The sequence below is a fragment of the Bacillus sp. JJ1566 genome, assembly GCF_036962685.1.
Taxonomy (GTDB): domain Bacteria; phylum Bacillota; class Bacilli; order Bacillales; family Bacillaceae_L; genus Ferdinandcohnia.
In genome coordinates, this window is record NZ_JBALOP010000004.1 from 34,981 (window position 1) to 48,972 (window position 13,992).

The following is a 13,992-nucleotide window of genomic DNA, read 5'->3' on the forward strand; positions in this document are numbered from 1 at the left end:
TTTTAAAGGAAATTTTTCGAGGCAAGATCGAAATAAAATCGGGCGCAAATACGCCATGGGCGTATTTGATTGTCGGAAGTCTGACATCTTAGAGTATAAGTGTGTATGTATGTCTTTTCAAGTAGATTACGAGAACTTTAGTAAAAATTGTTAACGTTATTTGACCAAAAAAAAGCCAGACGTAATTGTCTAGCATTCTACTAATGAATTTTAGGCCCGAGGATGATAGGTTTTATAGACATCCTTTAAACGTGTTTTTGTGACATGCGTATAAATTTGAGTCGTTGAAATGTCTGCATGACCAAGCATTTCCTGCACGGCCCTGAGGTCAGCCCCATTTTCTAAAAGATGTGTCGCAAATGAATGACGAAGCGTATGAGGTGTTAATTCCTTTTCGATACGGGCATCTTTTGCGATTTTCTTTAAGTTTTTCCAGAATCCTTGTCTTGTCATGCGATTCCCATGATGATTCACAAAAAAGGCGTCTGTTTTCTTTTGCTTCACTAGTTGACCACGACCATGGTCTAAATATGCCTGTAATGCTTTTGTTGCTACACTTCCTAGTGGAACAATGCGCTCCTTGCTTCCTTTTCCAAGGCATCTGATAAATCCCATCGACAAGTGTATATCTGCCAAATTTAAGTTTATAAGTTCACTAACACGAAGGCCTGTTGCATATAAAAGCTCAAGCATTGCCTTATCCCGTATACCTAGCGGTTTGTCCAATTTTGGTGCATCCAACAATGCCTCAACTTCGGATATATTTAATACTTTCGGCAGTGTACGCTCGGCTTGTGGCGTTTCTATCTGTTCAGTTGGATCTTGATTGGTTACTTTTTCACGAAACAAAAATTTATGAAAAGAACGTATTGATGCTATATGCCTTGCTAAGGTTCTTGATGAATTTCCTTGTTCCTTTAAAGCTTTTAAAAAATGAATCACTTGCACTCTGTTTACATCATTAAACGATGAAATATTTTCAACCTTTGTGACATACTGATAGTATTTTTTAAGATCCCGTTCATAGGATTTCACTGTATTGGTAGCAAGTCTTCTTTCGACAACTAAGTAATGCAAATAATCCTTCACTTGATCTTCCACTGATCTCTACTCCCCATTTCGGTAAAAAAACAGTAATCTATCTAACAGGCCTTCCTCCTTTTCTTCAATCATTGAGGTAGCCTTCACTGAGGATCCTTCCGGTTCATCATATTTGTGGTAATTTTGATATTCCTCATTAATCCATATAATACCATAATAAAACAAAATCGTGCATCCAGTAAACAATACGAAAACCTTTATTGTATCATAAACAACCCGAAACCATTGTCTCATAGTCATCCTCCAATAAACTATTCATTATTAGAAGATATGCCAAATTTACATGGTTTTATACACGCTTATCCCATTTTTCAGTATAACTTTTTAAACCTATTAAGCTATGAAAATGAAAAAACCCTTTTCTCGGAAGGAAAAGGGTAGTTTATTTAAGTACGTCTGATTCTTCTTTTACCTCTTTATCATGACAACGATGACATATCCCATGGAAAGTTAAACGATGGTCTTTAATAATAAAATTCCAATTTTTTTCAACGATTTCTTCAACATCCTCAAGTAAATCTTCTTGAATTTCGTCGACTGCGCCACATTCTATACATACGAGATGATGATGGAAATGTGCTGCACCTTCTTGGCGAAGGTCGTATCTGGAAACACCATCTCCAAAATTTATTTTATCAACAATCTTTAATTCAGTAAGTAATTCAAGTGTCCGATAGACGGTTGCTAAGCCGATTTCTGGCGACTTTTCTTTTACAAGGAGGTAGACATCTTCGGCACTTAAATGATCCTCTTCATGTTCAAGCAGTACCCGAACGGTCGCCTCACGCTGTGGTGTAAGCTTATAGCTAGACGAATGCAACTGTTTTTTTATACGATCGATTCGATTTTCCATGTAAAACTTTCCCTCCCTCGCCGTTACTTCATTATTATACCAGAAGAAGGGGCACTGTCCAAATAAAACCTATTATAAATAACAGTAAATAATTCTTGTTATTTAATAACCATTCTTATTTGTTCACCACATCAATTATTTCCTTCATCAGGACGGGAGAAGCGAATGCCTCCACAGCTGAAGCCATTAAAATCACAAAACTTACAGCAACCATCAACAGTGAATATCGTGTCAATAACTGTAAAATGGGTTCATTCATTCGTTTCATAAATTGCTGTCGAATCATTTTCATTGAGAATGCAACAGAGACTGTACCGACGATGATGAATGTCGGAATGATTAATAGATTCTGAGGAAGAACGGAAACAAATGATAAGAGAAAACCGCTCCAGCCCATTTGATTGACAAGAAAGCCAACCGTAAATCCGACAACAACTCCCTTTAGGAATAACAGAATTAAAATAATCGGCAGCCCAATAATCGAGATTCCTAAAATCCACATAAGGCCGACATATTTAAGGTTATGAAGGATGCTTTGTTTGAACATGTCAGTTGAACTGGCATAGGTTCCTTCAGATACCTCTCCAAAAAAACGACTTAAATAGAAAAAAAGGTCTTCTTTTTGACTGGGATTTAGGCTGTTTACGACGATTGCCCCAAAGATGACACCCATGAGAAATAGTACCGAAATAAATAAATATATGGATGAATGTTCACGAAAATGGTTAACTACAATTGTTTTATATGGCTGTTGCTTTCTCATCTTTCGTCCTCCTATCAATCTTCTAGTAGATTCTATGAAGACAAATAGAGTTCTATGACAACTTACCAAAACTATTTCTATTAATTCGGCCATTTTCACAAACAGAAAAGAGACTCTTTTTATTTAGAGTCTACTTTTCCATATTTCCCGCCTCCTCCGGATTTTAGGCGGAGTTTTCCTTGGCGTGCTTGTATGATAATATCGACGATAGGACCTTTCACTACACGTCTTAGTTCCTCTTCTTGTATTTCATGAAGAATAGCCATTTCTGTTTTAAAGTAATCCCTCAGTTTTTGTAAGGTTTTCGGCCCTAGCCCGGGAATAAATTCAAGCGGAACTTGGTGCACATATGGCGGACGACTTGGATTTGATTCATCGGTGTTTTTTAACTCCTGCAGCCTGTCAAAAACACCTTTTACAAAACCTTTATGGCCACAGCTAGGACAAGTCTCCGTCATAACATCCTCGATAATCGTTAAACATTTATCACAGGTAGTTTTATGATATTTTCCTAATAAAGGATCTAACCCGTAATTTGCAACAACTTCCCTACCATCTTTTTGATGGAGTGCAAGTCTAAGTTCTTCAAAGTTAGGCTCTTGCATTTTGATGATTTGATATTCCCTGGCAATTTTCGGGAGAGAATGGGCATCTGAATTGGATACAAACGTAAATTGGTGCAACTCCTTAATTTGGTCAGCCATATTCGTATTTGAACTCAACCCAAGTTCAATTGCATCTATTAAATCTTCATCAAACACTTCAGTTAACGATTGTTTTACACCCCGGCCATACATACTTTTATAAGGAGTGAAAACATGTGCAGGAATAAAAATACCGGATAGCTCATTAACCTTTCTTTGTAGTTCTCTTCCACTTACATAGATTCTTTGCGAACTCAATGTAATATTTTTCATTCGTTCAGAAAGCCAAGCTGAGAACACCTTCATTTTTTCGATTGTAGGGATAAAAGCAAGGACATGGATGGGTCCTTTACAGTTTTCATCATAGATTTCAAGCTCACTCCCTAAAATGAGAGTTACATTCTTAAACCGTAGACCACCTTCTTCATAGGGATATACCTCACCAATTTCAATTAATGCCTCAAGCTCTCTAATGACTTCCGGAACATGACAATCAATGACACCAATCATGTCCATCCCTTTAACTTCAGTGGACTCCTCCAAGATATTTCCAATTGTAAGTGATTTGGCACCGGTGATTTTTACTGGTTTACCCGAGTTTGTTCTCCCAATATGGATGTGGAGATCAACATAGTAATTGTTCATTATGGCTTATTCTCCTAATGCTTGTTGTAGTTGTAAATACTGTACCGCATAAGCCGTTTTTGCATCATAAATTTTCTTTTCTTTGATAAAATCAACTGCATCTTCTAATGTAACCTCAATCACATCAACAAATTCATCTTCATCCAAACCGGCGGGATTTTCAATTTTCTTTAGGCCTTTCGCAACAAATAGATGAACTAATTCATCGGCAAATCCTGGTGATGTATAAAAAGAAATAAGTGGGGTTAATGTTTCACAATCATAACCTGTTTCTTCTTCTAATTCTCTTTTTGCGGTGACTTCGGGTGCCTCTCCCTTTTCAAGCTTTCCAGCTGGAATTTCAACAATTACCTTCTCCAATGCTTTTCGATATTGCTGCACCATTACAAGCTTATGATCATCAGTTAATGCAAGAATGGCTACGGCTCCGGGATGCTTGATAAGCTCTCTTCTACTCGTATTACCATTCGGTAGTTCTACCTCTTCTACATGTAAATCAATCACCTTTCCTTCAAAAAGGACTTCCCTACTAATTGTCTTTTCTAGTAAATGCTCCATTATAGCCAGCTCCTTGTTCTACTAAATCTGTTCACTTCATACATTTTAGCATAGTTCAATTCTTATTTTGAAACTCCCTAGGAGGTTTTGCTATGAAAGTTGTGATTGGTGAAAATCGTGTAGCATTAGTCGGCAAAGCATGGGAAATTCGTGCAAAATTAAAGGAATATAGTCGTTCCTACCAAACGGTCCAGGAGTGGATTAATCAAGGAAAGCAGAAACAGGAGAAAAAAAGTTAACTCTCATAAGATACCTTCAAATCATTTGTGGTTCAGTCATGAAAAGGATAAACTGTGACTAGATACTAGATGAATTACAAATTTTGGAGGGGATAGTATGGATAAAAGAAGAATCGGTTCTTCTGATTTATTTGTGAGCAATATTGGACTAGGCTGTATGTCCATTGGTACGGATGAAAACAAAGCCTTACAACTCATTGATGCTGCTCTAGATTTGGGAATCAATTATTTTGACACCGCTGATTTATATGATCAAGGTCTAAATGAAGAATTTGTTGGAAAAGCGTTAAAATCTAAGAGACAAGACATTATTTTAGCCACTAAAGTAGGAAATCGATTTGAAAAAGGAAAAGAAGGGTGGTCCTGGGACCCATCAAAAAAATACATAAAGTCCGCTGTAAAAGAAAGTCTACGGCGCTTACAAACCGATTATATTGATCTCTACCAGCTACACGGAGGAACAATTGAAGATCATATCGATGAAACGATTGAAGCGTTCGAGGAGTTAAAAGAAGAAGGTGTCATTCGTTATTATGGAATTTCCTCTATCCGCCCAAATGTGATACGGGAATTTGTCAAAAAATCTTCCGTCGTAAGCGTGATGATGCAATACAGCATTTTAGATCGACGCCCTGAAGAGCAGATGCTTTCCTTTTTGAATGAACATGACGTTAGTGTCGTTACACGTGGACCTGTGGCCAAAGGCTTACTCACCAATCGACCAATTGAAGATGCTAGTCAAAATATCAAGCAAAATGGATATCTTGATTATTCCTATGAGGAGCTTCAGACTGTTATTTCTAACATCAGTACAGAAGTGGCAGGTAACAGACCATTAACAGAAATCGCACTGCAATATTGCTTATTCGAGGGTGCTGTTGCTTCCGTCGTAACAGGAGCAAGCTCTACCCGACAAATTGAAAAAAATGTTGAAGCTGTTAATGCTAAGCCTTTAACAGCAAAAGAAGTTCAGAAAATCAGAGAACTTTCAAAGGCATCGGTTTACGCACAGCATCGATAAGTCTATAAATCAACCCCACAGGTATCTGTGGGGTTTTATCATTATTTAAAATCTGACCATTTAAGGCCGCTTTCGTTCAATAGCTCCTCAAATGACTTATTTTTATCTCGTTGTCTTCGTTCTTCCCGTTGTCGTTCAAGCTCTTCTTCTTGTTTCTTTTGCGCTTCCTCTTTTAACTGCTGTTGTGTATTTTTTAACTTTGATACAATATCCTCATTCAGTAAATCTCCAAGGCTAAGCTTTTCATCTTTTTGCTTTTTAACAGATGGCTTTTGTTTCTTTTTAGCCATATTATCCCTCCATACAACGACTGCGTTCACTATTATTATACCAAAAAAAGCGAATAACCGCTTAGTGGTTATTCGCCAAAGTACTAATCGATATTTTCAATAATTGTCGCTACACCTTGACCGCCACCAATACATAATGTCGCTAATCCATAGCGATCATTACGACGCTTTAGCTCATGAATTAGAGTGACAAGAATTCTTGCCCCGCTTGCACCAATTGGATGACCTAAGGCAATTGCCCCACCGTTCACATTTAATATATCGTGGTTAAACTGAAGCTCACGGTCTACAGCAATTGACTGAGCCGCAAATGCTTCATTTGCTTCGATTAAATCCATATCACTGACACTTAACCCACACTTTTCCATTGCTTTTTGGACAGCTGCAACCGGGCCAATTCCCATAATACTTGGGTCAACACCGGCGTTTCCATTTGCTTTTATGGTAACTAATCCTTTAATGCCAAGCTCATCCGCTTTCTTTTTACTCATCACAACAAATGCAGCGGCTCCATCGTTGATACCAGAAGCATTACCTGCAGTAACAGAACCGTCCTTCTTAAAAGCTGGGCGCAAGCCACCAAGTTTTTCTGCAGTTGTACCTGCTTTAGGGTATTCGTCCGTATTAAAGACAACGCTTTCTTTTTTCCGTTGTGGAATGATCACAGGGACAATTTCTTCCTTGAATTTACCTGCTTGAATTGCAGCAATCGCTCTTTCCTGACTGCGTGCTGAAAAACTGTCCTGTTCTTCTCTCGTAATTTCATATTTATCGCATAAATTTTCTGCTGTAATCCCCATATGATAATCATTAAACGCACACCATAACCCATCGGTAACCATGCTATCAATCATCTTTTGGTCGCCCATTTTAAATCCGTTACGCGCACCCTTTAAAAGATATGGAGCCTGGCTCATATTTTCCATCCCACCAGCCACAATCACATCTGCATCCCCAGCTATGATTGCCTGTGTCGCTAAGTGTACTGCTTTTAATCCTGAACCACATACCTTATTTATTGTCATTGCCGGAGTATCCTGTAACAATCCAGCTTTAATCGCTGCCTGTCTTGCGGGATTTTGACCGACCCCAGCTTGCAAAACATTCCCCATAATGACTTCATCCACTAGCTTTGGGTCTACCCCTGCTTTTTCTATAGCTTCTTTAATAACGACAGCACCAAGTTCCGGAGCTGAAACAGACTGCAAACTTCCTCCGAAACTACCAATCGCCGTCCTGACAGCACTTACAATTACAACTTCATTACTCATTTCAACATCTCCCTTAACTTTACTGAATAAAGTTGACATTTTATGTATCCAATACCATATATATTTCTAGTTTTTTTTCGAAATACCTCTTATTTTGTCTATATTCCTATTATTCTTGCTTTTTAGAAAAGAACTCCACTAAAATAAAAGATAATACTAAGTTTTGCTGGAGGGTTGTCGATGCAATTACCTAACCAAGTCACGATTATTGAAGTCGGGCCAAGGGATGGGCTACAAAATGAAAAAAGCTTAATCCCAACAGATGCTAAGATTGATTTTATAAAAAAATTAAAAAGTGCGGGCCTTCAAGAAATGGAGCTAACCTCATTTGTTTCACCAAAATGGGTTCCTCAGATGAAGGATGCTAAAGAAATCATCACATCCTGTTTAGATGATTCTCGAAATATAGTATTAGCCCCAAATCGCAAAGGAATTGAAAGGCTATACGAAACAAATTGTAAGGCAGTTGCCGTTTTTGTTGGAGTCAGTGATGGCTTTAATAAAAAAAATATCAATAAATCGACTAGTGATAGTTTGGAGGAACTAAAACCTCTTATTCAGGAACTAAAGGAAAAGGGATATTTTGTACGCGCCTGTATTTCTACTTCCTTTTATTGTCCGTATGAAGGAAAAGTAGATGAAGATGCTGTGCTTCGCCTATGCTCAACCTTTGTTCAGTATGGAGTTGACGAATTAAGTGTTGCTGATACGATTGGAAAGGCAAATCCAAAAGAGGTTTACTCGCTTTTTTCAAAACTAAAAAAAGAGCTGCCAAACATCATGTTGTCCGCTCATTTTCATGACACCCGCGGCATGGCGCTTTCGAATGTTTTAGCAGCTCTTCAAGCTGGAATTGACCGTTATGATACATCTGCAGGTGGTTTAGGCGGATGCCCGTTTGCCCCCGGTGCGACTGGTAATGTTGCCACAGAGGATGTTGTGTATATGCTTGAAAAAATGGGGATTCCAACCGGCATCGATCTATCAAAGCTTGTGAAAGCTGTTGATGTGATTAAGCCGTACATGACACGACCTATTGAAAGTAAATATTACCGACTACAATCTGCGAAATAGGAATATTTCACTTCAAAATTCCACATCCTATCTTTGAAATTTCAGGAAATGGAGTTGTTACCATTGGCAAAACGAGACAAAGGTCGTGCTCAAAAAGGGAAACCAAATGCTGATACAACAAACAATACAATGGCTGCTGAAGAAATGGAAAAAGCCATTCACCCTACAAACCGTCAAAATTCAAAGCAGTAAAAAAATCCCCTGGTACAGTCAAATTGTACTGCATCAGGGGATTTTTTAGATTTTAGGAGCTGTTTCTACCTTCATTCTTGCTTTCGCTTTTAGTTCATTCCTTGCTTTTCGAGTTTCAGCTGCTTTAGAGAATGAAAACAATCGGTATACAGCTGGAATTAATAGTAATGTGATTAACGTTGCAAACGAAAGCCCAGAGATGATGACAGTTGCCAACGGTGCCTGATAATTCCCGGATGCTCCAGACTCAAGGGCAAGCGGAAGCATTCCGCCGACCGTTGTCAGAGTCGTCATAAAGATCGGGCGAATCCGATCATTGCCTGCTCCTAAAAGTGCTTCTTCAATCGAATATCCTTCCTTCCGGAGCTGGTTTGTTCGATCAACGAGTAATATCGCGTTATTCAATACGATACCGACTAGCATAATAATACCCATACCCGACATAAGGTTTAACTCCATTTGGGTTATAAATAATCCTAAAATAACACCTATGATTGTAATTGGAATAACGGACATAACGATCAAAGGATGCCCGAAATGATTAAATTGAACAGCCATTACAAAATAAACAAGGAATATAGAAATCGCAAGCACAAAAATCATATCCGTCATGAGCTCTTGTTGCTGTTCTAAATCACCACCAGCAGATAGAGTGTATCCTGTTGGCATCTCGAATCCATCCATCATTTTCTGAATATCACGATTCACTGCACCGAGATCGCGTTCTTTTATATCAGCAGAAATTGTAACAAGTCTTTCCCCGTCAGAATGAATGATTTCATTAGGTGTTCGAACACTTTCAAGTTCGATAAATGAGGAAAGTGGCTTTTCTACGCCATTAACAGCCATTTTCAAATTAAGCAAATCAGCTTTTGTTGTAGGCATTTTTGTCCAACTTAGGTTTAAAGGTATTGTTTCACCAGCGTTCTGCATCGAACCAACCGACATTTGAATAAAGGAAGCCTCAATAAATTGTTTGATTTGTGAAGGTAATAAGCCTGCCTCTTCAATTTCTTTTTCTTTTAATACAACAATTTGCTCTTCAGAGGTTCTTTCAATAGAATTTGTGACTGCAGAGATTCCATCTACTTTCTGAAGTTCATTTGTAAATTTGTTTGTAATCGTTTGTAGCTGCTCGAAACTATCGCCTTTAATATTTATTTGGACGGGAAACCCTCCCCCGCCTGCCATTGCACTTTGTACCCCCAAGATTGGATAATCTTCTTGCATATTCCGTAATGTATCGACTATATTTTCATTTACTTCCTTTTGTTCCACCGTAATAAGGTTGCCCTTCGTCATATTAATAATGGTGTAAAGCATGCCTCCATTATCCATTACATAATTTGTATCAACATCCTTCACTTTTTGTAGTCTCTGATTTATTTCATTAACCACACTCTGTTTTTCTTCAATAGATAGGCCTGGTTCTAAGTCTACAGCAAGTTCTGTATACCGATTTAACATATCAGGCATGATTGTCATCGGTATTTTCGTTACAAGAAATAGAGATCCTACTAGCATCATCATAAATAATGTGATTACTGCGAAGCTATTTCTTTTCTTTCCAATTACCCATGCCACTACATTGCGATAACCTTTCATTAAAGTCGAATTTTTTTTCATTTTAGATGGTTTTCTAAGCTTTAAAAATGTTTCTGATAAAGTCGGAATCAGTGTAAATGCTATCACAACAGAGCTTATTAATGTTATGGCTACAACAACGGATAGCATAATTACAAATTTACCCATCTCACCCCCGATTAAACCAATTGGCAAGAAAACAACAATGGTTGTCAGCATAGAAGCAATAACTGCCGAGGCAACTTCCTTAGTCCCCTCAATAACTGCTTCAAACCTGCCAAATCCAAGTTCCTTTTTCTTATAGATGGCTTCTAGAACTACAATCGAGGAATCCACCATCATTCCTATCCCAAGGCCAAGTCCAAGCAGCGTTAGCATATTAAAGCTATAATCAAATAGCCACATCGCTGTAAAAGTCAAAAGAACGGAGGAAGGAATCGATAAACCAATAATAAAGGTTGCCCTGATATTACGTAAGAATAGTAATAAAATGACAATCGCAATGACTCCTCCAATCAAAATATTGTCTTTAACCCCATCTATTGATTCACTAACATAATCCGCTTGCGCCACAACCTCATTTAATTCAAAGTTCTTTACAAGATTCTCATCTTGAATATTCTTCACCTCTGCACGGATTGCTTTTGCCATTGCAATTTGCGTGACATCTGATACGCGCCCGATTTGTACAAGAATAAAGTCCTGTGACCCGTTTTTCCATACATATGAATTATTCTCCAGTGGTTGGATTGTTGTGTTAGCAACATCCTTTAGTAAAATAAATCCATTTTGTGTCGGGATCGAAATATTTTCGATATCTTTAACATTTTCTACCTTCGAACTCCATCTTAATGAGGGGGAATCCTTGTCATCTTGTAATTCTCCTAAAGTTGCTTCACCATCTGCCTGTTGAATCGCCATGACCACCTGTGTGACATCGAGATTATGTTCAAGTAATTTTTCTCGGTCTAGTTTAATCGCAACCTCTTGCTCCGCAATACCTGTAAGTAAAACATCTCTTACCTCAGGCAGAGCTTCTAGTCTTGGCTCTAAAATATCTTTTGCAAATGCAGACATTTCCTCCATGTTGCCACCAGAAACATCCATAAAAAATTCGTAGCTTTGACTTCCGCCATATTGACCAGATGCAACATCGGTTATACTCGGATACTCTGATTTAGCAGAGGCAATGACTGATTCTACTTCCTTATAAATCTCTTCGCCACGACCTGCTTCGAAGCTTAGACTCAAAGTGGTTCTCCCGATATTTGTAGTAGACTGAACACCCTCAACACCATCTATTGCTAAAATTCGCTGTTCAATAGGGGTTGTTATTGTTCTTTCTACTTCAATTGCTGCCATTTCACCTGCGTAAATTTCAACAAAGGCTCCATCCAGTTTCACAGGAGGCATAAGCTCTTTGTCTACTTTTAGTAGGGAATAGCCTCCTAATACGGTTACTAGGAAAATCATTAATGCCACCAGGATTTTCCGTTGAACAATAAATTTCAATAGCTTCATAGTTCATCTCCTCTTTCTTCCAATAGGTAAAATTTAGTACTTTTGTATAAATTAATCATATCGGCTTATTGGAAGTGGCATAATGAGCCGGAGATTTATCTTTATCTAAGACCTCAGACGTAGGAAAATTATGGAGAACGGTTAAAAAAGGATATAATAAAGGTAGCTTACATTTTCAATTGGATTTTTTAGAAGGAGCGTTTTTTCATGAAAAGAATGAAAAAGGTATTTATATTCCTTGGAATTCTCATCGGCTATATGGCCACAATTGGAATGATTTTTACAAACATTGTCATGTTTATGAAAAAGAAAACGGATAATGAAATTCTTGAACGCGAAACAAAGGAGGGGCGCCTTACCTTAGATGAGGTTGAGTCTCTAAACAAGGAGGATGTATCCATTCAATCTAAATTTGGATACACGATTAAAGGCTGGCTTGTAAAAGGAACGGATAAAAAACGATTTATTATTATCTCTCACGGTGTAACTCAAAATAAACTAAATTCCATTAAATACATGAGGCTTTTCTTGGAGCGTGACTGGAATGTCCTTTTATATGATCATCGCCGCCACGGAGAAACCGGGGGAAAGACTACAAGCTACGGGCATTATGAAAAGTTTGATCTTGAATCAGTTGTTTCTTGGGTGAAAGAAAAATATGGGGATGACATCAACATTGGTATTCACGGGGAATCGATGGGTGCTGTGACAACACTACTATACGCTGGAATGATTGAGGACGGAGCAAATTTTTATATTGTAGACTGCCCGTTTTCCGATTTTGAAGCACAGCTGAAATATCTTTTAAAGGTTGATTATAAAATTCCTGCTCCACTTGTTCTTCCTTTTGCCAATGTATTTTTAAAGCTTCGAGACGGATATAGTATCAAGGATGTTTCCCCCGTTTCCGTGATTCAAAATATCAAAAATCCAGTTTTATTTATCCACAGTGCCAAGGATGATTATATTTTGCCAGAAATGACAATGGAGCTTTATAAAATGAAGGAAGGTCCAAAGCAGATGCTGATTGCCGAAAAAGGCAAACATGCCTATTCCTTTGCTGATAATAAGGAAGCCTACGAAAAAGTGATTGATGATTTCTTAGAACAATATGTAAGGGACTGATTTAATTCAGTCCCTCACCCTAACACATCTGTAATGTCTGTTAAGTTTTCCTCTATCCATGCTAATGCTAGTTCAATCGTTTCAAATTCTTGAACCTCAAAAGTCACCTCATCCTGAAGCAACCATACATCCTTTTGGTCATGGTTTGCCCCTGCAATTGACCAGTGCAAGAGGCTATAGGGATGGTTGTCATGTAAAAAGGAAACCCATGTTTTATCTTCTGCAATACTTCGTATTGTTTTAAGCTTGGAACTCATGTACATCACTCACTTCTACTAGCCTTAAACGTGGATTTAAAATCTCATTTGGGCTCTTTAACATATAGCAATTTGCACTTTCAACAAAATCTACCGTCATATTTTCATCTAGGAACACCATTTTAGATTTTTCTACTAATAATGGGTGATAATTTGTTTCTAGGGTTAGATCATCCTCATCCCCAGAATCGACTAGCCATAACGCCGTAACCCCACTCATCACACAGCCGCAGCCTTCTGTTTCATATTTTAGTTTTAATTTTTTATCTTTATTTTTTATTTGAGAGTTTATTTTTTCAATTGCCCGTTCTGTAAATGTAACGTTCATAGCGTTCTCCTCTTTCTTTCATAATTATGTTCATTTTATCATATCTTGTTTCCATCCACATATCATTACAATGACTCGAAACTTTATCAAATATTTGGCTTTTGGTAAATGTTGCCTTATTATCAATAGTAATACTATTACTCCAAGGGGGTGTTCTAAAGATGTCAAAGGTTACCATCAAGGTAAATGATAATGGTTCTTTACGGATTACAGGTGACGTTGATTTAGTGGACGCGGACGGGAATAAGTTCCCAACAAAACAAACCTTCTCGTTATGCAGATGCGGTAGGTCCAATAATAAACCATTTTGTGACGGTTCTCATAAAGGTCATTTCGAATCAGTCGTACGTGCACCACAAGAATAATTCACTTTTACCGAATGCTTAAGGAGCGTTCGGTTTTTTCGTTATGGGGATTGTTAATTATCCCGCATTAACGGGCAGTAAAACCCCCACCTTAAAACTTTAATAACCATAAAAGTAAAGGGAGGGTTAACTGCCCGTAAAAGCCCGAAAAAAAGGAACAA

General features: G+C 37.9%; 17 protein-coding genes. 6 read left to right on the forward strand and 11 right to left on the reverse strand.

Annotated features, from left to right (window positions below; all coding sequences use genetic code 11):
- Positions 1-210: 210 nt before the first annotated feature.
- The 6 genes from xerD to V7112_RS03455 form a co-directional block, all read right to left on the reverse strand.
- Positions 211-1,101: a site-specific tyrosine recombinase XerD gene (gene xerD / locus V7112_RS03430; RefSeq protein ID WP_335415470.1), complete on the reverse strand. Its 891-nt coding sequence runs from the start codon at positions 1,099-1,101 to the stop codon at positions 211-213.
- 6 nt (positions 1,102-1,107) lie between these two features.
- Complete coding sequence (locus tag V7112_RS03435; protein WP_335415474.1) at positions 1,108-1,335, reverse strand: YqzK family protein; 228 nt, start codon at positions 1,333-1,335, stop codon at positions 1,108-1,110.
- 148 nt (positions 1,336-1,483) lie between these two features.
- On the reverse strand, positions 1,484-1,954 hold the full coding sequence (fur, locus tag V7112_RS03440) for a ferric iron uptake transcriptional regulator (RefSeq protein WP_335415477.1): 471 nt from the start codon (positions 1,952-1,954) through the stop codon (positions 1,484-1,486).
- 115 nt (positions 1,955-2,069) lie between these two features.
- Positions 2,070-2,717: a stage II sporulation protein M gene (spoIIM, locus tag V7112_RS03445; protein WP_335415479.1), complete on the reverse strand. Its 648-nt coding sequence runs from the start codon at positions 2,715-2,717 to the stop codon at positions 2,070-2,072.
- A gap of 119 nt (positions 2,718-2,836) precedes the next feature.
- Positions 2,837-4,006, reverse strand: a complete 1,170-nt coding sequence (locus tag V7112_RS03450) for an endonuclease Q family protein (protein WP_335415484.1) — start codon at positions 4,004-4,006, stop codon at positions 2,837-2,839.
- 6 nt (positions 4,007-4,012) lie between these two features.
- A complete protein-coding gene (locus V7112_RS03455) occupies positions 4,013-4,564 on the reverse strand; it encodes an NUDIX hydrolase (RefSeq protein ID WP_335415487.1) in 552 nt (183 codons plus the stop codon).
- Between the two features lie 92 nt (positions 4,565-4,656).
- Between V7112_RS03455 and mciZ the strand changes: the two genes are divergently transcribed.
- Together mciZ and V7112_RS03465 are read left to right on the forward strand one after the other, a co-directional pair.
- Complete coding sequence (mciZ, locus tag V7112_RS03460; protein ID WP_335415488.1) at positions 4,657-4,803, forward strand: Z-ring formation inhibitor MciZ; 147 nt, start codon at positions 4,657-4,659, stop codon at positions 4,801-4,803.
- 97 nt (positions 4,804-4,900) lie between these two features.
- On the forward strand, positions 4,901-5,824 hold the full coding sequence (locus V7112_RS03465) for an aldo/keto reductase (RefSeq protein ID WP_335415491.1): 924 nt from the start codon (positions 4,901-4,903) through the stop codon (positions 5,822-5,824).
- 41 nt (positions 5,825-5,865) lie between these two features.
- Here the strand turns inward: V7112_RS03465 and V7112_RS03470 are convergent, their stop codons facing one another.
- Both V7112_RS03470 and V7112_RS03475 read right to left on the reverse strand, forming a co-directional pair.
- Positions 5,866-6,114: a YqkE family protein gene (locus V7112_RS03470; RefSeq protein ID WP_335415494.1), complete on the reverse strand. Its 249-nt coding sequence runs from the start codon at positions 6,112-6,114 to the stop codon at positions 5,866-5,868.
- Positions 6,115-6,197: 83 nt separating this feature from the next.
- On the reverse strand, positions 6,198-7,385 hold the full coding sequence (locus V7112_RS03475; RefSeq protein WP_335415496.1) for an acetyl-CoA C-acetyltransferase: 1,188 nt from the start codon (positions 7,383-7,385) through the stop codon (positions 6,198-6,200).
- 180 nt (positions 7,386-7,565) lie between these two features.
- Between V7112_RS03475 and V7112_RS03480 the strand changes: the two genes are divergently transcribed.
- Together V7112_RS03480 and V7112_RS03485 are read left to right on the forward strand one after the other, a co-directional pair.
- Positions 7,566-8,459, forward strand: coding sequence for a hydroxymethylglutaryl-CoA lyase (locus tag V7112_RS03480; RefSeq protein WP_335415499.1), 894 nt, complete (start codon positions 7,566-7,568; stop codon positions 8,457-8,459).
- A 63-nt stretch (positions 8,460-8,522) separates the two neighbouring features.
- A complete protein-coding gene (locus V7112_RS03485; RefSeq protein WP_335415623.1) occupies positions 8,523-8,651 on the forward strand; it encodes a hypothetical protein in 129 nt (42 codons plus the stop codon).
- 45 nt (positions 8,652-8,696) lie between these two features.
- Here the strand turns inward: V7112_RS03485 and V7112_RS03490 are convergent, their stop codons facing one another.
- Positions 8,697-11,756: an efflux RND transporter permease subunit gene (locus V7112_RS03490; RefSeq protein ID WP_335415503.1), complete on the reverse strand. Its 3,060-nt coding sequence runs from the start codon at positions 11,754-11,756 to the stop codon at positions 8,697-8,699.
- Between the two features lie 216 nt (positions 11,757-11,972).
- Here V7112_RS03490 and V7112_RS03495 point away from each other — a divergent pair, with 216 nt between their 5' ends.
- Complete coding sequence (locus V7112_RS03495) at positions 11,973-12,881, forward strand: alpha/beta hydrolase (protein ID WP_335415620.1); 909 nt, start codon at positions 11,973-11,975, stop codon at positions 12,879-12,881.
- A gap of 14 nt (positions 12,882-12,895) precedes the next feature.
- On the opposite strand, the gene V7112_RS03500 is transcribed toward V7112_RS03495, so the two are convergent.
- A complete protein-coding gene (locus V7112_RS03500; RefSeq protein ID WP_335415506.1) occupies positions 12,896-13,138 on the reverse strand; it encodes a DUF2552 family protein in 243 nt (80 codons plus the stop codon).
- Positions 13,122-13,466, reverse strand: a complete 345-nt coding sequence (locus tag V7112_RS03505; RefSeq protein WP_335415509.1) for an iron-sulfur cluster biosynthesis family protein — start codon at positions 13,464-13,466, stop codon at positions 13,122-13,124. The genes V7112_RS03500 and V7112_RS03505 overlap by 17 nt, the downstream gene beginning before the upstream one ends.
- 161 nt (positions 13,467-13,627) lie before the next feature.
- Between V7112_RS03505 and V7112_RS03510 the strand changes: the two genes are divergently transcribed.
- Positions 13,628-13,831: a CDGSH iron-sulfur domain-containing protein gene (locus tag V7112_RS03510; protein ID WP_335415512.1), complete on the forward strand. Its 204-nt coding sequence runs from the start codon at positions 13,628-13,630 to the stop codon at positions 13,829-13,831.
- Positions 13,832-13,992: the final 161 nt, after the last annotated feature.